Genomic DNA, 23,360 nt, shown 5'->3' with positions numbered 1-23,360 from the left:
CTATTCTGATTCTACTTTCCGTTATGCAGTAGGTTTTTATTAAATTTTCTGATGATGGTTGTGGTGAACAATACAGAAACCGGGCTTCACATTGCAACTTTATTCTTGATAAAAATAGCAATATTTCCCAATAACTAAAACGTTTTTGCAACTTTTTTTTCAGATGGTGATATATTCACGGATAAACCCGATTTCTACACAGAATTAAGTTAAACTTTTCCACTGGTGTAATAACGCAGGTAAACCCTCCTGCTCGAAAATTATTCTCCCCAACTTTAACGTCCCCCACCCTTCTCTTAATTTATATAAAAAATGCGGCCGCCCCTCTTCCAATGATGAATCCATGTAACAAGGCGTCAGATAAACACTCTCTGGCAATAGCTCCTCCAATTGATGTAAATGCGTAGATATAATAAAGAACCCCTTCGGATAAGTTAACAACCCTTCTATCGTCTGTCTGGAGATATCCGTTGCATCATCTACATTCGTTCCCCGAAACAGCTCATCGAAAATCGCAAAACAATTTGCCCCCTCTACCGCCCGCGCCAGCGTATGTTTCAACTGCTGCACCTCCATCATAAAATGACTGTAACCATTCTTTAAATCATCCGTCAACTGTATCACCACATTCATCTCATCAAAAAATGGCAACTGGCAACGCGATGCCGGAACCGGCATACCAGCATGCGCCAGAAAAACACATCCTCCCAACGTCTTCAGCAACGTGGATTTCCCGGACATATTCGGACCAGTCAGCAATAATACCCTCCCCTTACTCACCAACGTATTCTTGACAGGATTTTTCAGCAACAAATGATACGCGTCTTCCAATATGATCCCCTCCTCCACAAACTCCGGAAAAACCAGTTGATACTTTACCATACTCCTGGCAACAGATAACCAGGCTTCATAGGTATTAAAGGTCTGCCAGAACTGAAGCCAGTCGCCACTAGTTGTTTCCTTCCGCAATAACTTCATCAACTTACGTTGCTCCGCAGACGAAAAACCCTCCCCACGGGAAAGCCCCACCCAATGCGCTGGCTGAATCCTCGCCAACAAAGCCTTCAGCTGTTTTAGCGAATCGGCCATCTCCCCCACAAATGTCTCCGGTTGTATTTTACTGAAATAATCTTCGATATATCCCAGCAAACTCACTGTTTGCCGCAACCCTCCCGCCAGCAAATAGCGCTCATTTTTATTAACCCAGTAATGGGCAATCCTCTCCAGCCAATCCGTTCCCCCACTGTCATCCATCTCCATAAACCGACGCAGAAAAGAGGATACCTCTCCGTAATCCGCACCGATATATTCCATTTTCATATGGTGATAACCGTTATGAATAATCGTTTGAATAACCTGCTGCTTGGCATAGACCTGTTGCACTGTGGGAGGCGCATCCAGGATTAAAAATGTGAGCTGTTCACGGGCATCAGGGTTACGGGTTTCATCAAAAAAAGGAAGTAACTGTTTAATTTCCAGATCCTTGACATTAGGCATGAGGCGGTTGATTTGCCGGTTAGCAGCAGGAATTATGCCGAACTAAGCAGCCCTTATTTTCCCACCATATAGTGTGTCACAAAATTCGCAAACACCTGCTCTCTGTAAGCATTGCCAATGCTAAGCTCCATGTCGCCAATATGCAAATCATGATGCGTTAAACTCTTTACATGTTTGATATTCACTACCACCGACTTACTAATCCTCAAAAACATATCTGAAGGAAGATACTTCTGTATTGTTTTCAAATGCAATGCAGTCATGATTTTCCTGTCGTGCAGATGTAGCGCGCAATAATCTTTTATGCCCTCTATATATAAACAATCTTCATAAGGAACACGATGCAAGCGTCTGTCGGCACGAACAAAGAAATAATCCTGTTTCTCAGGAAGCGTTCTCTTATCCTGACGTTTCAAATCCGCATATTCCAAAGCCTTCTGAATAGCTTGTGTAAAACGCAACGGATGAACGGGCTTTACCAGAAAATCAACTGCACGTACATCATAACTCTCCAACGCATATCCCGCATGGGCAGAAGTAAAAATCACCATCGCCTCTCCCTGATATTCCCGCGCAAAATCCAATCCGCTTATCCCATGCATCCGGATATCCAGGAAGATCAAATCTACCTGGTTCAATTCCAGGAAACCAGTGGCCTTAGCGGGACTATCAAAACTTCCCAGCAATTGCAACGTCACATCTTTTTCAATGAGCATCCGAATTTTTTCCCGTGCTAATGGCTCATCATCTATTACAATACAATTCATATGTCCAAGATTATTTCGGCTGCAAACACCTTATTTTTATTCTCAATAGTGATAGTATGATGCGCTGGATATAATATCTCCAGGCGCCGACAAATATTTTTCAGCCCGCTTCCTCCCACCTCATTGCTATGTACTGCTCCTACGGCGTTTATACATCTAAAAATTAGCTGTCCTTCGTTCCCACTGATCTGCAAATGAATGTAGGCCTGCCCGTCATAATCATTATGTTTCACCGCATTCTCCACAAAAGGCATCAGCAACAAAGGCGGTACCTGTATATTTGCAATGGCGCCATTCACATCGAGTTTGACTTCCAGTCTGTCGTGGCGTAGCTTTTCAAGAAAAAGGAAATCCTCTACCATGGTAATTTCTTGTTGCAGCGATACGTTTTTATTGCTGGCCAGGTATAACTGATAACCCAGCAGTCCGGATAAACGATGTACCACTTCAGATGCCTGATCCTGATCTTTATAAATCAAAACATCCAGGTTATTAAGGGTGTTAAATAGGAAATGTGGTGACAATTGCTTCTTCAAATTTTCCAACTCTTTTTTCAAGCATTCTGCCTTGTAGTAGCGATTTTCAAGCCACTGCCCCAATAAACTGACAACAGTGGAAGCCGCCAGTAAAAATATCATGAGCACATAAAATACCAGGACATCTTTTACCGTATACAACAGAAAACTATTCTCGGGTCTCAATAGTGGCGTAAACCAGGGTCGTGTCCAAATAGTTAACAGAAAAAGCCAGGTGATAAGAATACAGGAAGACACGATATACGTCTTATACCTGGCCTTCACCAAGAATGACGGAATAAGGTAGTAGATGTTCGTATATGGTACCACCAACAGAAACAACAGGGCTATTGCCCGCATCAGGGGCTGCCAGATGGGTTGATATTCCTGCATATCAATAATCAGGTAAAAGAAGAGCACCGGCAATATATGCCAGCATGCCTTTACTGCTACACGCCGGTATTTATGCCGGACATACGATCCTATGGTTAAAATTTCCGCCATTCACCACCTTTTATAGAATAATCAGCCTACGAACCTTTACAACAACGTCACCAAACTTATTTTCTTTGCTACCAATATCACGCGTCTGCATCATCACTACCCCTACGTCCTGTTTATACGCCTTCTATTTGAGTTGATATGCCACTCTCCCCCTGTTGGTATAAAAGTCCATGTACCAAGCGGAATTCCCGCTTCTTTTATGAAAAAAAGCATGAAGTACTATTTTATCGCAATGCTCTCGCTACTCCTGATTTGCAGCGCTTGCAGAAAAAACAAAAAAGAAGCAAATCCCTTCCACACCGCAACAGTTGAAAATCAAATGGACAAGATTGTAAAAGACCTGGAAGTTCCAGGTATGGCGGTGGCCTTAGTAGGCGCGGATGGCATCCTCTGGAGCAAAGCCAAAGGACTGGCAGATATGGAGAAGAAGGAACCTGTAACTGAAAAAACAGTTTTTAAAATCGGGTCTATTGCAAAAACAATGGTGGGATTCAGCGTATTAAAACTGCAGGAAGCAGGTAAACTAAATATCGATGCCGATATCAATGACTATCTTCCTTTCAAAGTGGTCAATCCACATCATCCAGGCAAAAAAATTACCTTAAAACACTTACTGACACATACTTCCGGCATCCAGGACACTATCTACAACAGAGATCTTCTCACAGCAGGCTTTCTAACCATGGAGCAGGATAATCCAATGATACTACGGGATTATATAAAAGGTATACTAACGCCAGGGGGACAGTATTATAATCCCATCACCTTTATGGACGACAGTAAAGGAGCCATTTACAGCTACAGCAATATAGGAGCGGCTCTGGCAGCCTGCATTGTAGAACAGGTAGCGGGAGAAAATTTTGACACTTACTCTTACAAATCGTTTATCACGCCACTCAATACCCGCACACTGGTCTGGCATCTGCGGGATTTCACGGCACAACCCTTCGCAATGCCCTATTACGTTACCAATAAGCTGACGCCTACTGGTAAATACAGTACCGTAGATTATTGCAGTGGCGGATTACACAGTAATCTGACAGACCTGGCTACTTTCGCGAGAATGCTCATAAACAACGGCATGGCGTCAGGAAAGCAGTTGATTAGTCCCCAATCCCTGGACGCTATGAAAAAAGTCCCGTTTCCTGACGTAAAACCTTCTCAGGGGCTATTCCTGGAGCACTTTAAACTAGGTACCAGCGATATTTATGGGCATAGTGGAGATGTGATAGGAGGCAGTTCGTTATTATATTTCTGTCCGGATACCAAAAGAGCGGTGGTCATTATTTTGAACAGAAAAATCGAAGAAGACGATTTACACATCGCAGTAAATCAGCTACTGGGAGATCTGTTCAGACTGTAGTCACAAAAAGAAACCGGTGTTTCCTTTGAAGGAAACACCGGTCAATATCTATAACAGTCAATCTGTTAGTAATTCAATAATTCCTGCATCATGGCGGCTACCTTATCAGGATTAGGCAGCATAGCCGCTTCCAATCCCATATTCAAAGGAACTGCCGGCAGATCCATTGCACCCAGCATATATACCGGTGCATCCAGTTCGCGGAAACAAGCCTTCTGAATGCGTCCTGCGAGCGATTGCGTAAAGGAATTATTCAGTTGCTCTTCTGTCAATACCATGCATTTGCCATGTTTCTTCACCGTTTCGAATATCAAGGCTTCATCCAATGGAAACAGCGTACGCAGATCAATGATTTCCACATTGCCAGGGAATGCTTTAGCAGCAGCTTTCGCCCAGTAAACGCCCATGCCATAAGTAATTACACAGATGGAATTCCCCATGGCTACATCTTTTGGATGTGCCTGTTGTACCACGGCCGCTTTGCCTAATGGCAATACGTAGTCCGCTCCAGGTTCAATAGTCATGGCATCCTGTGTTCCCGGAACCTTGCTCCAGTAAAGCCCTTTATGCTCCAGCATCACTACCGGATTAGGGTCCAGAAATGCAGCTTTCAATAATCCTTTCATATCAGCCGCATTAGACGGATAAACCACCTTAATACCTTTGATAGATAATAGGGTTGATTCCACGCTGCCACTATGATAAGGGCCACCGCCACCGTAAGCGCCGATAGGTACACGTACCAATGTTTGCACCGGATATTTCCCTTGTGTCAGGTAGCATGACTTTGATATTTCTGTCACCAGCTGGTTAAAGCCGGGATAGATATAATCTGCAAACTGTACTTCCACAATAGGTTTTACGCCTACAGCAGATAATCCTGCCGTAGATCCGATAATATATGCTTCCTGAATAGCGGTATTGTATACCCGGTGATCGCCGAATTTATCCCCGAGGGTAGCGGCTTCGCGGAAAACGCCTCCTAAGCGGCGTCCCACATCCTGGCCAAAGAGGATGGCTTCCGGATATTGTTGCATGATCTCTTCAATAGCATGCAATGCCGCATCCACCATCACCACTTTTGCACCGCCAGCAGGCGTACGTTCTCCTTTTTCTTCTGTTACAGGAGTAGGTGCAAATACATGCTGAGCCACGGTTTCCGGAGAGGGCTCTGCAGCGGCAGTAGCTTCCTGGAAGGACTTAATAATATATGCGTTAGCGTTAGTTTCTATTTCATGCAATGCCTCTTCGCTTACACCTTTACGAAGGAGTAAACTTTTCAGTTTAGGCATCGGATCATTCTTGGCATGTTTCTCCAGATCTGCTGCATCACGGTACCATTCTTTGCGTACACCAGAAGTATGATGACCGAGCAAAGGCACAGAAGCTTGCACCAGTATAGGTTTGCGTTCATGACGTACATAACTGATGGCTGCAGCCATACCATGCCAGGCAGCGTCATAGTCGCTACCATCCACCCGCATGCGTTCCAGTCCTTTGAAACCGGCGGCATACTCGTAAGCATCCATCGCACGGGCTTCCGGCGCAGTAACAGAAATCCCCCATTCATTATCCTGTACCAGGTAAATAATTGGTAATTCTTTCAGTACGGCAAATTGTAAAGCTTCACTCACTTCTCCTTCCGTCACGCTGCTGTCGCCGAGGGAACAAACCACTACCGGCATTTCGCCATCAGGGCCTGTTTTCAGCAAGTCCGACTGTATCTGTGCCAGGTATTGAAGGCCTTGTGCCATACCTGTTGCAGGAATGACCTGCATACCGGTGGCACTGCTCTGATGAGGGATCTGAGGCCTGTCCGGACGATTACTGTTGGGATGCGAATAATAGGAACGACCGCCGGAGAAAGGATCTTCCGCCTTGGCCAGTAACTGTAACATCAGCTCATAGGGAGCAAATCCCATGGCCAGCAACATGCTGTCGTCGCGATAGTAAGGACTTACATAATCCCATGGGTGTAGTTGTAAACCGGTAGCAATCTGAATGGCTTCATGACCTCTGGAGGTGGAATGTACATACTTGCAGATGGGGCGATTGGCTTCGTAAACGGCAGCCATGGCAGCGGCTTCACACATCAGGCGATAGGCAGTCAGCAGGTCTTCCCTGGTAACCGTCTCCCCGATCCCTGCAGCCGGCGCTTTTAAAGTTGAAACGCTTGTACTATCTTTAAACACGTAAGACTGTTTTGGTGATGTAAATGGAAGAAGCAAAATAGTTGCTATAACAACTGTTGCTAATGCAAATTAATGAATATGACTGATACTTTCGTCAGTAATCCCTCTTTTTTTAAGTTGGATGCTACGCTGAAAAAATTGCGCAATTATTGGCAGAAACAGTTTGATGCCAAGCAAAAAGACATAACGGTGGACCAATGGTTGTTAGTGGAAAATCTGTACAAGCATAAGAAAACGACGCATAACGAGCTCGCCCGTAATACCTCCAAGGACATCACTACGATTTCCCGGATTATAGAGTTATTGGTCAGGAAGGGATTGGTACAGCGGGAGGCTGATAGTGTGGACAGACGTAAAGTATATCTGCAACTGACGCCTGCTGGCGTGGAAAAGTACAAAGATGTGAAGCCCATGGTGCATGACATGCGTAAAGTGGGCTGGAAAGGCCTTTCAGAGCAAGATTATAACGAACTGACCCGTATTCTGGATACTATTTATGAGAATGTCCCATAAACAGGTAGTATAAACCGGGAGGTATAGGCAGACAGCCTACCCTCCCGACCAATATTATTTCACAGAGAATTCCAGCAGGCTTTCATTCTCAATAAATGCTTCGAAGCTATCCCCAATTTCAGTCGGGCCTACGCCCGCAGGAGTACCGGTGAAGATGAGGTCTCCGATATTCAGGGTAAAATATTTAGAGATATAGGCAACGAGAAAATCGAAAGAGAAAAGCAGATCTTTCGTATTCCCTTGCTGTGCCAGTGTTTTGTTTTTATACAGGCAGAAATTGATATCTTTTTTATCCAATTCCGGCGTGATAGGCATGAATTTTCCAACGATAGCAGAGTTATCGAAGGCTTTGGCAATTTCCCAGGGCAGCCCTTTGGCTTTTTGTTTTTCCTGGATATCACGGGCCGTAAAGTCGATGCCTACTGAAATCTGGTCATAGTACTTATCAGCGAACTTCTCCTGAACATGTTTACCGTTCTTGCTTACTCTGAGTACCAGCTCGCATTCATAATGGAGGTTGCTGGTAAACTCCGGGTAATAGAATGGGTGATTATTCTGTAGCAAGGCATTTTTCGGTTTCATGAAGAGGACCGGTTCGGTTGGCACTTCATTTTTCAATTCTTTGGCATGGTCGGCATAGTTTCTACCTACGCAAATAATTTTCATAATGCGCTTGTTTTTAAAGGTTAAATAAAGCAGATAGCTGCCATATTTACAAATTTACTTTACAGAAGGGTAAGTAAGATTATTAAAAGTATTCATGGTACGGGCAATGCCGGTGGTGGCAAAGCTTTCGATGATTTCTACGGATTTATCGATTTTTTCCTGTACGATAGCGATTTCATCATGCTTCCATTTACCCAGTACAAACTCCACCTGGCGGCCTTTTGGATAGTTATTACCAATGCCGAAACGGAGCCTTGGATATTGACTGGTGGTCAGGGAATCCTGGATGCTTTTCAGGCCATTATGCCCAGCATCGCTACCACTTCCTCTCAATCGCATTACATCCAGGGGCAAAGCGAGTTCATCCACTAAAACCAAGAGATTTTCTACGGGAATTTTTTCTTTGTCCATCCAGTATTTGATGGCTTTACCACTGAGATTCATATAAGTGGTAGGCTTAATCACGATAAATACTTTGCCTTTCCATTTAATCTCGGCAACATCCGCCAGTCGGTCGTTGTGAAAGGAGCCATTATGCTTGGCCACAAAGGCATCTGCCACGTCAAATCCGATATTATGACGGGTATGCTGGTATTCAGCTCCGATATTTCCCAATCCTGCTATTAAGTACTTCATAATGCGTTTAACAGGTATAAAATTAAAGAAGAAGAACTTAAAAGTCAGCTAATCGATTTACCTATTATTGATTTCTGCTGACCATTAGTTGGTTGCTGCGGTTGATAATATCCTGATTATCCTGCGGAGACACGTGTCTGGCGTGGCTTACGGCCGCAGACTATGTAATAGCCGGGGTGGTCTCAAAATTAAAGAGCCCACGCGGGCGCGTGGGCTCTTTGAAAAATATATCTAAAAGATTATTTCTTTTTAGCATCTTTTTCAGCAGTTGCTTCTTCCTGACGCAGCTGACGAGTCATTACTACAGACGCGATAGGAATACGTGGAGAGTTGGTAATTTCGATACCTTCCACTTTCACGTCTTCAACGCGGATGTTAGCATTCAGTTCCAGGTTCTCGATGTTTACTTCGATAGATTCAACCAGGTGCTTAGGCAGTGCTTTAACTTTCAGTGCTTTCAGTTTGCTAACCAGTTTACCACCAGCTTTAACACCTACTGACTGACCAACCAGTTTAATTGGCAGGGTCACGCTAACTGGTTTATCTTCTACCAGTTCCATGAAGTCGATGTGAGCCAGTTCGTCTGTAACAACGTCAAACTGCAGATCTTTTACTACGCACTTGTAAGTTTTAGCGCCCAGTTTCACTTCAGCGATTTGGAAATCAGGAGTGTAAATCAGGGTTTTGAAATCTTTTGCAGGAGCTGAAAAGTTTACAGTTTCTGCACCCCCGTAAATAACACAAGGCACTTTTTCCTCAGAACGGATCGCGCGGGTGGCTTTTTTACCGAATTCGCTCCTGAGTTGTCCTTCGATGGTTATTGTTCTCATTGTTTAAACAATTTATATAATGAATAAAAAATCCTGGTTCAATTATCAATCACCTCTGCGCTGGCTGTGAATAAACAGGCTGGTGATAGATTTATTCTCGTGCATATTGCGGATAGCCACAGCAAAAAGTTCTGCCACAGAGATCACTTTGATCTTAGGGCTTTGCTGTGTCAATGGAATGGTATCGCATACTACCATTTCTTCCAGCACAGAATTTTCAATGTTTTCGTACGCTTTCCCGCTGAATACCGGGTGAGTACAGAAAGCACGAACACTTCTGGCGCCTTTCTCCTTCAGGAGGTTAGCGGCTTTTGAAAGGGTGCCGGCAGTATCGCAGATATCGTCAATGAGCACAATGTCCCTGTCTTTCACATCTCCGATCACGACCATAGAGGCAATCTCATTGGCACGTTTACGGTGTTTATCACATATCACCATTTCGGCGCCGAAATAGGAGGCTATTTCGCGTACACGACTGGTGCTACCTACGTCAGGGGACGCAAAGGTAAGATTTTCCAGCTTTAATTGCTCAATGTAAGGGATAAAAATCGCAGAACTATCCAGGTGATCCACAGGAATATCGAAGAATCCCTGGATCTGAGGAGCATGTAAATCCATGGTAATCACCCTGTTAGCGCCTGCCGAAGTCAGCAGATTTGCTACCAGTTTGGAACCAATAGCCACGCGTGGCTTGTCTTTTCTGTCCTGACGGGCGAAGCCGAAATATGGAATTACCGCGGTAATGTACCCTGCAGATGCACGCTTAGCCGCGTCAATCATCAACAGCAGCTCCATCAGATTGTCAGAAGGAGCATTTGTTCCCTGAATCAGGAAAACATAGTCACCGCGAATACTTTCCAGGAAAACAGGCTGAAATTCGCCGTCACTGAATTTCTGGATTTTTACTTTACCAAGGCCATTAAGTCCGTTTCCGTATCGCTTGGCGATTTTCTCTGCCAATGCCGGATTACTGTTGCCTGAGAAGATTTTTACTGAAGGTTGCATACTAGTGGAAAAGAGGTTGCAAAACTATGATTTTTTGGGAGTTCCAGCAGCAATTTTTTCGCATAAAATTAATATTAGCGAAATATTCTATTCACATTAACTTCATAAACAGATAGATAATAGCTTCAAATAGAAATGCTTTTTTATACTATCAGAAAAACTATTCTAATGTAGTAAATAAAGAAATATGTTTCGTGAGATGATAATCGTTCAGGGATGAGATCGTATCTTTAAGTAAAGCCGAGAGGTATGTTTGTGAATGTTAACCCAACCAGTTATGTGGCCATTAGTAAATGGTCCGATGGGGATAAACCCCGTGAAAAACTCATCGAAAAAGGCGCTACAGCCCTCAGTGATGCAGAGTTATTAGCCATTCTCCTGCATACTGGCCATCAGCAGAAATCTGCCGTAGATCTGGCCCGGGAAATACTCCGGCTAGCCAAAGACAACCTGTCAGAACTAGGCAGGCTCAATGTGAGTGATCTGCGCAAACTGAGAGGCATGGGCATCGCCAAAGCCGTAACCATAGTAGCCGCGCTGGAACTGTCCCGCCGGCGCCAGGCCTCCAGGGTACTACAGAAAAGCGTTATTCAGACCAGCTCCGACGCCGCACTTTTCTTTAAGCCCCTCCTCGCAGACCAGCACTACGAAACATTCTACGTCATGTTTCTCAATCACGCCAACAAAGTATTACAGTGTAAATGCATCAGTAGTGGCGGCATGTCCAGCACAGTAGCCGATCCCAGGATTATCTTCCGGGAAGCCCTCGAACTGCATGCCACCAAAATAATACTCTGTCACAACCATCCAAGTGGCAGCCTGCGGCCCAGCCAGGCGGATATCTCCGTTACAAAAAAAATCAAAAGTGCAGCCGCACTATTCGATATCGAAGTGCTGGATCACATCATTGTAGCTGAAACAGGATATTTAAGTCTGGTGGAAGAAGGCGTGATTTAAAAATGCATAAATGTGTTTACTTTCGCATTTATTTATTCAAATCCAATATGCTCAAAATAGGAATCTTCGGGGTAGGACATCTAGGGAAAATCCACCTTTCTCAGTTAGTAACCATGAAAGACGTGGAAGTAGTAGGCTTCTTCGATCCCAGCGACGCTAACGCTGCCAGTATCGCGGATTTATACAATATTCCACGCTTCAAATCAGCAGAAGAACTGATTCTCGCTGTAGATGCCATCGATATTGTCGCTCCTACCACCCTCCATTTCAACCTCTGTGAAATGGCCATCCGCAACGGCAAACACATTTTTGTGGAAAAGCCGATGACCAACACCATCGATGAAGCTAAAACCCTGGTAAAACTGGTGGAAGAAGCAAATATCAAATTCCAGGTAGGTCATGTGGAAAGATTCAACCCTGCATTCCTGAGCCTCAAAGGTTATGACCTCAATCCCATGTTTATTGAGGTACATCGCCTCGCTGAATTCAACCCGCGCGGTACAGATGTCAGCGTAATCCTCGATCTCATGATTCATGATATCGATATCGTACTCAGTATCGTGAAATCCTCTATCAGCCGTATCTCCGCCAGCGGCGTGGCTGTAATGAGCGATACCCCCGATATTGCCAACGTACGTATCGAATTCCATAACGGTTGCGTAGCCAACCTCACCTCCAGCCGCATCTCCCTCAAGAAAATGCGCAAAATGCGCCTCTTTCAGAAAGATGCCTACATCGGTATTGATTTCCTGGACAAGAAATCCGAAATCATCAAACTGAAATCACCTGCTGATGAAGGTAAATTCACCCTGGATATCGAAACCAACAGCGGTAAGAAAACAATCGCCATCGATAACCCGGAAGTAAAACAAACTAACGCGATCCGCATGGAACTGGAAATGTTCCGCGACAGCATCCTGCACAATAAGCCAGTTGCCGTAACTGCAGTAGATGGCCTCATGGCAGTAGATGTTGCACACCAAATCCTCCACAAAATCCATAAGACCCTGGCTGAAGAACAGGCGACTAAATAATTGTAACTATTTCCGCTGTCAGTCCGTTTCAGATACACAAAAGATTTCCCATGAAACGTACCTGCTACTGGCTGACAGCTATTTTATTTCTCTCCTCCTGTATTACCGATCCACCTCCAGGCCCTTCTTTCCAACAAGTGATTCATTACGAGACCGCCTGTAATGATCCCTGGGGAAAAGCGGCCAATACAACGCCCGCCCTCGTAGATAAATGGCTGACAGAAAAAGGTATAAATCCTGCCTATCCTACTTCCGTTGAAGGATCTACAGCAGATTCCCTACTACAATCTACCGATTGCAGCAAACTGACAGGTCGTCGTTATGTACTATCTATTTATGGAAAAGATGTGCAAAAAGCAATTGAAGATGGTGTAAAACCGGCAAAATAATTATCGTTCTGCCAGTAAAGCCGCTGCTATCACCAGGTCCAGCGGACGGGTAATTTTAATATTCGCCTCGTCCCCTTCCACCAGGTGAACGAAATGTCCCATATGCTCTGCTACGGTAGCTTCATCGGTGAAAAGCGGATCATATGGCAGATCAAAGGCAGGTAAAATGATTTCTGAGAGAAAGGTTTGAGGGGTCTGAATAATCTTATACTTGTCTCTGTCTACCGCACGATTGCCGGCAATAGTGATTTCCCGGATACTGTCTTTCATATCTGTCACCGGAATAGCGCTACCATGCGTTAATGCCGCTTCATAACAGCGACGAATCAACGCAGTAGATACTAATGGCCTTACGCCATCATGTACAAATACCACCGCCTGGTTTCCTGCGAGCTGCAAGCCATTCCGCACGGAATGGAAACGGGTTTCGCCCCCTTTTACCAGGGTGATATCCGGCCGTACCGCAAAATGCGACAACACTTGCTCCGCGGTTGCAAAATGCGCCTCCGGCAATACCAGGACGATCTTCATATCAGGGAACGCGTCAGCAAAAGCAGCTATTGTATGGTATAATACAGGTTTGCCCGCCAGTTCCAGGAATTGTTTGGGAATGGCGCTCTGCATGCGGGAACCGGAACCTCCGGCAACAATGATGGCTACTTTTTTTCGCTGTTCCATGAAATTGAAAAGTACAGTAAGATATTAACAAAAAAAATTCCCACCGGCTGGAGGCGGGTGGGAATTTGAAAAGATGATTATCATTAGAGAATCAGCATGGCATCACCATAACTGAAGAAACGATATTTCTCTTTGATAGCTTGCTGATAAGCTTCCATCACGAGGTCATAACCGGCAAATGCACAAGTCATGATCAACAGACTGGTTTTAGGCAGGTGGAAGTTGGTTACCAGGGCATTCGGAATTGCGAAATCATAAGGAGGATGGATGAAGGTGTTAGTCCAGCCTTCAGCCGCTTTCAGATGATTTTGAGCAGTTACAGAAGATTCCACTGCACGTACGGAAGTAGTACCGATAGCACAGATTTTGCGGTTTTCTTCTTTAGCCTTGTTTACAATTTTCACTGCATGCTCATCGATGTGGAAATACTCAGCATCCATTTTGTGTTTGCTCAGATCTTCCACTTCAATAGGACGGAAAGTACCCAGACCAGTGTGGAGGGTTACTTCTGCAAATTTAACACCTTTGATTTCCAGGCGTTTGATCAGCTCACGGCTGAAGTGCAGACCCGCAGTAGGAGCCGCAACAGCGCCTTCATACTTCGCATAAACTGTCTGATAACGCTCTTTATCTTCTTCTTCTGGCTTACGCTTGATATACTTTGGTAACGGCGTTTCTCCCAGGGTATCCAATACCTGCTTGAACTCATCGTCGTTGCCTTCGAAGAGGAAGCGGATGGTACGGCCTCTGGAAGTAGTGTTATCAATTACTTCAGCTACCAGTGACTCATCATCACCAAAATAAAGTTTATTACCAACACGGATTTTACGCGCCGGATCCACAATAACATCCCACAGACGATTTTGCTTGTTCAGCTCACGCAGCAGAAATACTTCGATTTTCGCACCTGTCTTCTCCTTGCGACCATACAACCTTGCAGGGAATACCTTCGTATTGTTCACAATCATTACATCCTTGTCGTTGAAATAACCCAGGATGTCTTTGAATACTTTGTGCTCAATTTTTCCGGTTGCACGATGTACCACCATCAAACGTGATTCATCTCTTGTTTTGGAAGGATGCTGTGCAATGAGATTTAAAGGCAGGTCGAATTTAAACTGTGATAGTTTCATATTACGGTATGAATAGATTTTTAAAGTGCGCGAAAGTACCAAATTTTATCCACATCGTCAAAAAATGGTATTGTTTGCTATGAATCAATAAATTATACATTAAATACCTTTAGGTATGGCAGCAATAAGCTGTTGAGTATATACATGCTGCGGATGATGATAAATCGCATCGGCATCCCCACTTTCTACAATCCGACCCTTCTGCATGACCAACATACGATCACTGATAAACCTTACCACCGACAAATCATGAGAAATAAAAATACAGCTGAAGCCGAATTCTTCCCGTAAACTGATCAGCAGATTCAATACCTGCGCCTGTATGCTTACATCCAGCGCAGCCACCGACTCATCACAAATAATAAAAGATGGATTCATTGCCAATGCTCTCGCAATAACAATCCGCTGCCGTTGCCCACCGGAGAACTCATGCGGATACCTGTTAAAATGCTCTGGCAGCAGGTTTACCTTTTCCAACAACTCCATCGCCTTCTGCATCCTGCCCTGCGCATTGCCATACAAGCCATGCACTTCCATTGGCTCCAGCAGCGCCTTCCCAACGGGAATTCTGGGGTTCAGCGAAGAGTAAGGATCCTGGAAGATAAGCTGTATGTCTTTTCGCATGGCACGCATGGCCGGGGCCGACAAACTTCTCAAGTCCTGTCCTTTATAAACAATACTTCCTCCAGTTGGTTCTATCAACCTTAATAAACTCCTGCCAAGCGTAGTTTTTCCACAACCAGACTCGCCTACCAATCCCAATGTTTCTCCTTTCCGCAAGTCAAAGCTTACTTCATCAACGGCTTTCCGCCATTCCAATACTTTCCCTGTTATGGAACGTTTGACAGGGAACCAGGTACAAAGTCCTTTTACTTCCAGCAAAGGTGCTTCAGCCGCCAGCTGCTGACGGCGTGCTTCCTGCTGGGCAGGACTCATCACCAAAGTATCTACAAAGGATTTCACAGAAGCTGTTGTTGTGCCGTCGCTGTTTTCCATAAAATCCCGGATAACAGGGAGCCTTACCAATCGTTTATCTAACGGTGGCCGGCAAGCCAGTAGCCCTTTCGTATAGGCGTGTACGGGATGATGGAAAACCTGTGCTACAGGACCTTCTTCTACAATTTCGCCTTTGTACATGACCATTACCCGGGAGGCAATCTCAGCTACCACACCCAGATCATGGGTAATAAACAGCACACTCATATCCATCTGTTGTTGCAATTCTTTCAGCAACTCCAGGATAGCTTTTTGTACGGTAACATCCAGGGCGGTAGTAGGCTCATCTGCGATGAGCAGTTTAGGTTCGCAGGAAATGGCCATTGCGATCATGACACGTTGTTTCTGGCCACCGGATAATTCGTGAGGGTATCGATGTAACATCGCTTCCGGATCGGGAAGCTTTACTTTCCTGAACAGGGCAACTGTTTTGGCCGCAGCTTCCTGTTGGGAGATATTTTTATGGAGACGAATAGCTTCTGAAACCTGGAATCCGCAGGTTAGCAGCGGGTTCAGGGAAGTCATCGGCTCCTGGAAAATCATGGCCACTTCGTTCCCGCGGTAAGCACGCACGGCATCAGGAGAAAGCCGGAGAAGATTGACTGGCTCGGAATCAGTATAATATAATATCTGTCCGCTTTCAATCCTGCCGGGCTCCTGTACCAGTTGCATGAGGGAGAGTGCTGTAACGGATTTTCCGGAACCGGATTCTCCTACTACGCCGATCAGCTCTCCTTTCCCGATGGTAAAGGAGATACTCTTTACGGCTGTTATTTCTTTTTGGTTAGACCTGAATGTAACTTTCAGGTCTTTAATCTCTGCCCGCGTGGATTGCATAGCGGGAAGATACAACAAATCTTAGAAGCGCAGGTGCTTCACAGTCTGGTGACTATCGATTAATTTCTGCAGCGATTCGATACCGATTTTCAGGTGTCTTTCCACAAACTTACCGGTTACTTTCTTATCGCTTTCTTCTGTTTTCACACCTTCCGGAACCATTGGCTGATCGGACACCAGCAACAGTGCGCCTGTAGGGATTTTGTTGAAGAAGCCTACGGAGAAGATAGTGGCAGTTTCCATATCTACAGCCATAGCGCGGATTTTCTCCAGGTATTGCTTGAATTCTGAATCATGTTCCCAGATACGACGGTTAGTGGTATAGCAGGTACCTGTCCAGTAATCATGTCCAGCATCACGAATGGTGGTGGAAATAGCTTTCTGCAGGGCAAATGCCGGTAATGCAGGAACTTCTGGCGGGAAGTAGTCTGTGGAAGTACCTTCTCCTCGAATAGCCGCAATCGGCAGGATCAGATCACCCAATTGATTTTTCTTTTTCAGTCCACCACATTTTCCTAAGAACAATACCGCTTTAGGATTGATAGCAGTGAGCAAATCCATGATAGTAGCGGCGCCAGGACTACCCATACCAAAGTTGATAATGGTAATGTTACCTGCGGTAGCGCATTGCATGGGTTTACCAATGCCAACAACTTCCACGTTGTTCCATTCGGCAAACATAGTAAGGTAATTACTGAAATTGGTGAGGAGGATGTGTGTTCCGAAGTTTTCTAACTTTTCACCAGTGTAGCGGGGCAGCCAATTAGCTACAATTTCTTCTTTTGTCTTCATAGCCTTTTGACAAGCAAATATAAAGCATTTTTCCCAATTTCGGTGGAGGATGCTATTAACGGCTTGTTAAACTGCTAGCTTCCATACCCAGGAAGCTCCTCCAGGAAATGCCATCCTGCCGTTTCTGCACGGTAAGTACAACAATAAGTATGACTGCCATTAGTGATTACCAGGTAATCAGCTGGAATGACCATTTTATAACGCACCGCCTGTTCGAGGGTCTGAGGCCCCAGGGGAACATTCATCTCCTTACATTCTATCAACATCCAAGGTTTTGCATCACGGCTATACACTACTATATCAAACCTTTTCTTCATCTCCCCCAGATAAATTTCTTTCTCTACGGCAATGAGAGAGGCAGGATATTGCTTCACCTGCACCAGGTATTGCAAGAAGTTTTGTCTCACCCATTCCTCTGGCGTCAGTACTACATATTTCTTTCTAAACCGGTCGAAAATCAGGGTTTTATCCCCTTCTTTCATCACTTTAAAGTCTGGTTCCGGAAATTGAATCTGGATCAATCGTGTTGTATTTATGTCGCGAAGATAGAAAAGTTGGTAAAAAAGAAAGTCCTGCCAGTTGGCAGGACCTTCTTTCATATAACTGCTTTCGTATATATCATGGGAAGATACCGAGTTGTTCGTATGCGGCGCCTACTTTATTGATGGCACAAACATAAGCAGCAGTACGCATATCATGGATTTGCGGATTGCTGATCATTACATCGCGTACTTCATGGAGGGCAGCATGCATCGTTTCTTCCAGGCCGGAATAAACCAGATCTACTTCATCCGCGCCATGTGCGATGAATTTTCTTTCTTTCTCGGATACTTTTTTACCGGTGAGGTCTTCGATGGTTTGGAGAATATGGAAGTTCATATTTTCATCGAAGCGTTTGCCCAGACGTCCGTAACGAACGTGGCTGAGGTTTTTGAGCCATTCGAAATAGGAAACGGTTACACCGCCTGCATTGAGGAACATATCTGGCACAACGATTACTCCTTTTTTATTGAGGATTTCGTCTGCTTCCGGCGTTAAAGGACCGTTGGCAGCTTCGCCGATGATCTTAGCTTTAACATTAGGAGCGTTATGTTTGTCGATTACATTTTCAAGTGCGGCGGGGATGAGGATTTCACATTCTAATTCGAGGCCATCTGTATTTTTGTTGAGGTTAGTAGCGCCTGGGAAGTTGTTGATGGAGCCGGTCGCTTTTTTGTGTTGGAGTACTTCGTCTGGGTTAAGACCGTTTTCGTTGAAGATAGCGCCATCCCATTCTATCAGGCAGATTACTTTGGCGCCGGCTTCGTGGAAGTATTTGGCGGCATGATAGCCTACGTTACCCATACCTTGCACTACTACTCTTTTGCCTTCGATACCAGTGCTCAGTCCGAGCTTGTCCATATCTTCCTTGATATTACACAGTTCGCGCAGGCCGTAGAAAACGCCTAATCCGGTTGCTTCGGTACGTCCTCTTACGCCACCCTGTGATACTGGCTTACCGGTAACGCAGCCGTAGCCATCAATTTCACCGGGGCGGAGACTCATATAAGTATCGAGAATCCAGCTCATTTCTCTTTCACCGGTTCCATAATCCGGGGCCGGAACATCTGTACCTGGGCCGATAAAGTTTTTCTTTACCAGTTCGGCAGTGTAGCGGCGGGTGATTGCTTCCAGCTGAAATGGAGTGTAATTGCGGGGATTAATTTTGATACCGCCTTTTGCACCACCAAAAGGAACGTTTACAATTGCGCATTTGTAGGTCATCAGGGATGCCAGCGCCATTACTTCGTCCTGGTTTACTTCTTCACTGAAACGGATACCGCCTTTACAAGGCAGCTTGTGATGCGAGTGCTGAACGCGGTAGGCTTCAATCACTTGCACTGTTTCACCGATTCTTACCGGGAATTTGATCTGGTAAACGGCGTTACACGCTTTGATTTGTTCCAGGATACCTTTGTCCCATTTGGTAAATGCAGCTGCTTTGTCGAAGCTTCTTTCCACACTTTGGAAAAAACTGTAATGCTGATCTTGCGGCATAATATATCGTTTTGGTATAATGATTAGATTTCTATCTTTTGACTTCTATCTATCTCTATCTTCCAGTTTACTGATTTCCTTGTCAGCGGAAATCAACAATAACACCGATGCATATGATCCTACAACCCAATGATGGATGACTATCTTTCTCTGTCTTCCAGTTTCTTGATTTTCCTGTCCAGGTTAACCAGAAATAACACAATCCCGAGGAATATGATCACTAAAATTCCAACAATCACATAGATTTTGCCATTACTACGGAACAATTCGTTTACCGGTCCCGTTTCAGTATTCTGTTGCTGGGCACTGGCCACAAAGGAAATCAGCAACAACATAATGGTCAGACAACGGGAGAATATTCTGTAGATCATTTAAAAATATTTTTGAGCTCTAATTTCTTGTAACGAACAACGAGGGTGTAAATCCACACACTCAATAAAATCCATCCGATGATAGCCGGATAAAACACCATTCTCATGTGACTATCCGTATCCTTACTGGAGAAGCCAGGAGTAGAGGCACTTCCAGGATGCAGCGAATCCACCATTTTCGGGAGGATGTAAGTCAGCGGAATGAGTAAGGCAAACGCAAATATGTTGAAAACGGCAGAGATGCGCGCCCTTTTATCCATGTCATGGATCGACATGCGTAATACCAGGTACGCCATATAAATGAGCAAAGCGATAGCAGTACTCATTTGTTTAGGATCGCTGGTGAGCGTACCGCCCCAGGTATAAGTAGCCCAGAGGGAGCCTGTTGCAAAACCCAGAATACCGAAAAGCATTCCTACTGTGCCGGCAGTTCCTGCAAGCACATCCATTTTCATATCATATTTAGACAGATACCGGAGAGAGTTGACAACGGAGATTGTGAACATCGTATACATGCACATCCACATGGGTACATGAAAGAACAGTCCACGGGATGATTGTCCGTTCGTTCCTATGATTGGTATTTCGATAGTGAACCCGGCGATAATTACGTATAAAAGAAGCAGTATCGCCAATGCTTTCCACCAATGTTTGGCCATTTTTTCGCAGCTATATTCCGGGGCAAACCTACACGTTTTAGCGGTAATCACAAAGATTTTACAGGATTTTAAGTTTATCAAACATGCCTGAAAACTCATTAAACAACATTACCATAAGTAGGGCTTTTCTTTGCGATTTGACTAACTAGTCCTTCCACAAAAACGGGAAGAGTATCATTGACAGGGCGATTACGAGGAAGTCCATTCCGCCGAGTAGCCAAAACATCTTCGGCAATCCCGGTTGAAATACCGTCAGAAAGGCGGGCATAGAAACATTGGCCAGCAGCATCAAAACCGGCAGGATCAATGGGAAACCCATAATAGCCATCAGGGCGGCGCTATGATTAGCCTGAGCTGCAATAGCCGCCAGCATGGTGAATAACAGAGAAAGACTAACGCCCCCCAGCAGCACTACGCCTACAAAATAGCCCGGCTTGGCAATGGGATTACCCAAAAGCATAATACTACATCCAAGAGCGATCAGGCTCATGACCAACATCAGGATAATATTATATATCAATTTGGCGGCAATAAAGTACCGGGGATGAACCAGTGAATAGAAATACAGTAGCCGGCCCTTACTTTCCTGCATGAAACTTTTGGCAACTGCGTTGACGGCCACGAAGAGTTGTACCACCCAAAAGAGGGCGTTCCAGAGTTTATCTTCCGGTTTCCCCATCATGAGGTTTATAACAAAAACCGTAGAAACGATATATAGTAAGACACCATAAAAAGCATACTGCTGGCGCATTTCCAGCAGCAGATCCTTTTTCACAAGGGTAAGGGTCTGTTGAATTGGACTATTTTTTTTCATGATCAGCGGCAAAGATAGGCAATGAGGGTTTAAAAGCTGCTGTTAGCTGGTAGCTATTCATTATATTGCCAGATATTAAAATTCCGAGCTGATGAAAAAAATTCTGGTTGCCAACAGAGGGGAAATAGCGTTACGCATCATGCGTTCAGCCCATGAGATGGGTATTAAAACGGTGGCGGTGTTCTCAGAAGCAGACCGTACCATGCCATTTGTACAATATGCAGATGAAGCGGTATGTATTGGTCCTGCCCCATCCAGTCAGTCTTACCTGCTGGGGGAAAAGATAATTGCCGTTGCCCTGGAACGTGGAGCGGATGCCATACACCCTGGTTACGGCTTCCTGAGTGAAAATGCCGGATTTGCCCAAAAAGTGAAGGAAGCAGGCATTACTTTCATCGGTCCTTCTGCTGAATCCATTGAAGTGATGGGTAGTAAACTGGCGGCGAAGCAAGCCGCTCAGAAATTCGGAGTACCTATGGTACCGGGAACGGAAACGCCGCTGCGTAGTGTGGAAGAAGCCCGGGAAGTAGTGCAGAAAACAGGATTTCCCATTCTGATCAAAGCCAGTGCCGGCGGTGGCGGTAAAGGTATGCGCGTGGTGAATAACCCGGAAGAGCTGGAAGAGCAAATCCGTATGGCGAAAAGCGAAGCGAAGAGCGCTTTCGGCGATGATGCCGTATTTATTGAAAAATATGTAGGTTCTCCCCGCCATATTGAGATCCAGATTCTGGGCGACCAACATGGCAACTATGTATATCTCTTTGAACGTGAATGCTCTATACAACGTCGTCATCAGAAATTGATTGAAGAGGCGCCTTCTTCCGTGCTGACACCGGCTATTCGTTCCGCTATGGGGAAATGTGCCGTAGACGTAGCCAGGGCTTGTAATTATTATGGCGCAGGAACTGTGGAGTTCCTGGTGGATGAACAATTGAATTTCTATTTCCTGGAAATGAATACCCGCTTACAGGTAGAACATCCGGTTACGGAACTGATTACCGGATTGGATCTGGTAAAAGAGCAGATTAAGATAGCCCGTGGCGAACAACTGACCTTTAACCAGGAAAGTCTGCATATTAATGGTCATGCGATTGAGCTGCGCGTATGCGCGGAAGATCCTGCAAACAACTTCCTACCGGATACGGGTAAACTGGAAACGTATATCCGTCCGCAGGGATATGGCGTTCGGGTAGACGATGGTTACGAGCAGGGTATGGATATCCCTATTTATTATGATCCTATGATTGCCAAACTGATTGCCTGGGGCAGTACCCGGGAAGAAGCCAGATACAGGCTACTACGGGCGATCGAGGAATACCAGGTGAAAGGTATCCGTACCACATTACCTTTCGGACACTGGGCCTTGCAGCAACCTGCATTCATTGAAGGTAATTTTGATACGAATTTTATTGCGAAATATTTTACGCCACAATCCTTGATGACAGGGGATGAACGAGTAAATAAAGTAGCGGCTATCCTGGCTGCACAGGTATGGCAGCAGGAACAATTAGCTTTACAAAAGGGAGCGCTTTCCACGAATCAGGAAACCAGTAACTGGAAAAAGCGAAATACGTTACGATAAATTATCACATATGTTAAGATAAGTTAAAGTGCTTCCGAAAAACGCGGAAAAAATTAACTTTGCGACAATTTTTTATATGATACGCAGACTAATACTCAACATCATAGATTTCTTCCATAAGCCATTCAGCGGGATTATTCCTGCTCAGACCTTCCGTTACCTGGCTTGTGGTGGTGGAAATACTGTGCTGGATATCTTTCTGTATTTCATTTGCTACAACTTCATTCTGGAGAAACAGGCGGTGCATCTGCCTTTGATCAATATTAATATGGGAGCGCATATTGCCGCGATGTTCATGTCGATGGCTGTAACGTTTCCGACTGGCTTCATGCTGAGTAAATATGTGGTATTCTCCGAATCTAACTTGCAGGGGCGTACGCAGTTATTCCGGTATTTTATGCTGGTAGGGGTTTGTGTGTTGCTGAACTATGCATTGATGAAGATCTTTGTAGAGCAGTTGCATTTGTTCCCAACGGTAGCGAAGATTTGTACTACTGCGCTGGTGGTGATTTTCAGTTACCTGACCCAGAAGAAATTTACATTTAAGGTAAAGGAGCAGCGGGCGTAACCGCGATGCTGTTAAATTAAATATA

General features: G+C 44.9%; 24 protein-coding genes. 7 read left to right on the top strand and 17 right to left on the bottom strand.

Features of this window, described 5'->3' with window-relative positions:
• Positions 1 to 204 precede the first annotated feature (204 nt).
• From CLV59_RS00710 to CLV59_RS00700, 3 genes are read right to left on the bottom strand one after another with little or no spacing between them, the layout of a single operon-like run.
• Positions 205 to 1,497 (bottom strand): MutS-related protein, encoded by a 1,293-nt coding sequence (locus CLV59_RS00710; protein ID WP_111590089.1) that lies wholly within the window; start codon positions 1,495 to 1,497, stop codon positions 205 to 207.
• Positions 1,498 to 1,550: 53 nt separating this feature from the next.
• The gene (locus CLV59_RS00705) at positions 1,551 to 2,264 is read right to left on the bottom strand and encodes a LytR/AlgR family response regulator transcription factor (RefSeq protein ID WP_111590088.1); all 714 of its coding nucleotides are present in this window, start codon (positions 2,262 to 2,264) and stop codon (positions 1,551 to 1,553) included.
• A complete protein-coding gene (locus CLV59_RS00700; protein ID WP_111590087.1) occupies positions 2,261 to 3,283 on the bottom strand; it encodes a sensor histidine kinase in 1,023 nt (340 codons plus the stop codon). Before CLV59_RS00700 ends, CLV59_RS00705 begins: the two co-directional genes overlap by 4 nt.
• Positions 3,284 to 3,602: 319 nt before the next feature.
• On the opposite strand from CLV59_RS00700, the gene CLV59_RS00695 reads away from it, so the two are divergent.
• The gene (locus CLV59_RS00695; RefSeq protein ID WP_170137607.1) at positions 3,603 to 4,646 is read left to right on the top strand and encodes a serine hydrolase domain-containing protein; all 1,044 of its coding nucleotides are present in this window, start codon (positions 3,603 to 3,605) and stop codon (positions 4,644 to 4,646) included.
• A gap of 65 nt (positions 4,647 to 4,711) precedes the next feature.
• Here CLV59_RS00695 and CLV59_RS00690 read toward each other — a convergent pair whose 3' ends face one another.
• Entirely contained in the window at positions 4,712 to 6,838 is a 2,127-nt protein-coding gene (locus CLV59_RS00690; protein ID WP_245950731.1) for an alpha-ketoacid dehydrogenase subunit alpha/beta, read from the bottom strand.
• A gap of 78 nt (positions 6,839 to 6,916) precedes the next feature.
• Between CLV59_RS00690 and CLV59_RS00685 the strand changes: the two genes are divergently transcribed.
• Entirely contained in the window at positions 6,917 to 7,351 is a 435-nt protein-coding gene (locus CLV59_RS00685; RefSeq protein WP_170137606.1) for a MarR family winged helix-turn-helix transcriptional regulator, read from the top strand.
• A gap of 54 nt (positions 7,352 to 7,405) precedes the next feature.
• Here CLV59_RS00685 and CLV59_RS00680 read toward each other — a convergent pair whose 3' ends face one another.
• From CLV59_RS00680 to CLV59_RS00665, 4 genes are all read right to left on the bottom strand, one after another.
• Entirely contained in the window at positions 7,406 to 8,017 is a 612-nt protein-coding gene (locus CLV59_RS00680) for a fumarylacetoacetate hydrolase family protein (protein WP_111590084.1), read from the bottom strand.
• A 54-nt stretch (positions 8,018 to 8,071) separates the two neighbouring features.
• Entirely contained in the window at positions 8,072 to 8,653 is a 582-nt protein-coding gene (gene pth / locus CLV59_RS00675) for an aminoacyl-tRNA hydrolase (protein WP_111590083.1), read from the bottom strand.
• A gap of 239 nt (positions 8,654 to 8,892) precedes the next feature.
• A complete protein-coding gene (locus tag CLV59_RS00670) occupies positions 8,893 to 9,483 on the bottom strand; it encodes a 50S ribosomal protein L25 (RefSeq protein WP_111590082.1) in 591 nt (196 codons plus the stop codon).
• A gap of 45 nt (positions 9,484 to 9,528) precedes the next feature.
• Positions 9,529 to 10,488: a ribose-phosphate pyrophosphokinase gene (locus CLV59_RS00665; protein WP_111590081.1), complete on the bottom strand. Its 960-nt coding sequence runs from the start codon at positions 10,486 to 10,488 to the stop codon at positions 9,529 to 9,531.
• A 249-nt stretch (positions 10,489 to 10,737) separates the two neighbouring features.
• On the opposite strand from CLV59_RS00665, the gene radC reads away from it, so the two are divergent.
• From radC to CLV59_RS00650, 3 genes are read left to right on the top strand one after another with little or no spacing between them, the layout of a single operon-like run.
• Complete coding sequence (radC, locus tag CLV59_RS00660) at positions 10,738 to 11,445, top strand: RadC family protein (protein ID WP_111590080.1); 708 nt, start codon at positions 10,738 to 10,740, stop codon at positions 11,443 to 11,445.
• Between the two features lie 47 nt (positions 11,446 to 11,492).
• A complete protein-coding gene (locus CLV59_RS00655) occupies positions 11,493 to 12,479 on the top strand; it encodes a Gfo/Idh/MocA family protein (RefSeq protein ID WP_111590939.1) in 987 nt (328 codons plus the stop codon).
• Between the two features lie 50 nt (positions 12,480 to 12,529).
• Positions 12,530 to 12,868 carry a hypothetical protein gene (locus CLV59_RS00650; protein ID WP_111590079.1) on the top strand — a complete coding sequence of 113 codons (339 nt, stop codon included), beginning with the start codon at positions 12,530 to 12,532 and terminating at the stop codon, positions 12,866 to 12,868.
• Here CLV59_RS00650 and CLV59_RS00645 read toward each other — a convergent pair whose 3' ends face one another.
• The 9 genes from CLV59_RS00645 to CLV59_RS00605 all read right to left on the bottom strand — a co-directional run bounded on the left by CLV59_RS00645 (position 12,869) and on the right by CLV59_RS00605 (position 21,185).
• The gene (locus CLV59_RS00645) at positions 12,869 to 13,546 is read right to left on the bottom strand and encodes a 2-C-methyl-D-erythritol 4-phosphate cytidylyltransferase (RefSeq protein WP_111590078.1); all 678 of its coding nucleotides are present in this window, start codon (positions 13,544 to 13,546) and stop codon (positions 12,869 to 12,871) included. It abuts the gene before it with no gap.
• Positions 13,547 to 13,629: 83 nt separating this feature from the next.
• On the bottom strand, positions 13,630 to 14,679 hold the full coding sequence (queA, locus tag CLV59_RS00640; protein ID WP_111590077.1) for a tRNA preQ1(34) S-adenosylmethionine ribosyltransferase-isomerase QueA: 1,050 nt from the start codon (positions 14,677 to 14,679) through the stop codon (positions 13,630 to 13,632).
• A 99-nt stretch (positions 14,680 to 14,778) separates the two neighbouring features.
• Positions 14,779 to 16,512: an ABC transporter ATP-binding protein gene (locus tag CLV59_RS00635; protein WP_111590076.1), complete on the bottom strand. Its 1,734-nt coding sequence runs from the start codon at positions 16,510 to 16,512 to the stop codon at positions 14,779 to 14,781.
• Positions 16,513 to 16,533: 21 nt separating this feature from the next.
• Entirely contained in the window at positions 16,534 to 17,304 is a 771-nt protein-coding gene (locus tag CLV59_RS00630) for an AMP nucleosidase (protein ID WP_111590075.1), read from the bottom strand.
• A gap of 74 nt (positions 17,305 to 17,378) precedes the next feature.
• Positions 17,379 to 17,903 (bottom strand): type I restriction enzyme HsdR N-terminal domain-containing protein, encoded by a 525-nt coding sequence (locus CLV59_RS00625; protein ID WP_245950729.1) that lies wholly within the window; start codon positions 17,901 to 17,903, stop codon positions 17,379 to 17,381.
• Positions 17,904 to 17,922: 19 nt separating this feature from the next.
• Complete coding sequence (locus CLV59_RS00620) at positions 17,923 to 19,341, bottom strand: Glu/Leu/Phe/Val family dehydrogenase (RefSeq protein WP_111590074.1); 1,419 nt, start codon at positions 19,339 to 19,341, stop codon at positions 17,923 to 17,925.
• 140 nt (positions 19,342 to 19,481) lie between these two features.
• Positions 19,482 to 19,712: a CcmD family protein gene (locus CLV59_RS00615; RefSeq protein WP_111590073.1), complete on the bottom strand. Its 231-nt coding sequence runs from the start codon at positions 19,710 to 19,712 to the stop codon at positions 19,482 to 19,484.
• The gene (gene ccsA, locus CLV59_RS00610) at positions 19,709 to 20,371 is read right to left on the bottom strand and encodes a cytochrome c biogenesis protein CcsA (RefSeq protein ID WP_111590072.1); all 663 of its coding nucleotides are present in this window, start codon (positions 20,369 to 20,371) and stop codon (positions 19,709 to 19,711) included. The genes CLV59_RS00615 and ccsA overlap by 4 nt, the downstream gene beginning before the upstream one ends.
• 145 nt (positions 20,372 to 20,516) lie before the next feature.
• Positions 20,517 to 21,185: a heme exporter protein CcmB gene (locus CLV59_RS00605; protein WP_111590071.1), complete on the bottom strand. Its 669-nt coding sequence runs from the start codon at positions 21,183 to 21,185 to the stop codon at positions 20,517 to 20,519.
• Positions 21,186 to 21,276: 91 nt separating this feature from the next.
• Between CLV59_RS00605 and accC the strand changes: the two genes are divergently transcribed.
• Both accC and CLV59_RS00595 read left to right on the top strand, forming a co-directional pair.
• On the top strand, positions 21,277 to 22,767 hold the full coding sequence (gene accC, locus CLV59_RS00600; RefSeq protein ID WP_111590070.1) for an acetyl-CoA carboxylase biotin carboxylase subunit: 1,491 nt from the start codon (positions 21,277 to 21,279) through the stop codon (positions 22,765 to 22,767).
• 76 nt (positions 22,768 to 22,843) lie between these two features.
• Complete coding sequence (locus tag CLV59_RS00595; RefSeq protein WP_245950726.1) at positions 22,844 to 23,335, top strand: GtrA family protein; 492 nt, start codon at positions 22,844 to 22,846, stop codon at positions 23,333 to 23,335.
• Positions 23,336 to 23,360 lie beyond the last annotated feature (25 nt).

It is taken from the genome of Chitinophaga dinghuensis (assembly GCF_003259435.1).
Classification (GTDB): domain Bacteria; phylum Bacteroidota; class Bacteroidia; order Chitinophagales; family Chitinophagaceae; genus Chitinophaga; species Chitinophaga dinghuensis.
This window is presented reverse-complemented; position numbering and strand designations above follow the sequence as displayed.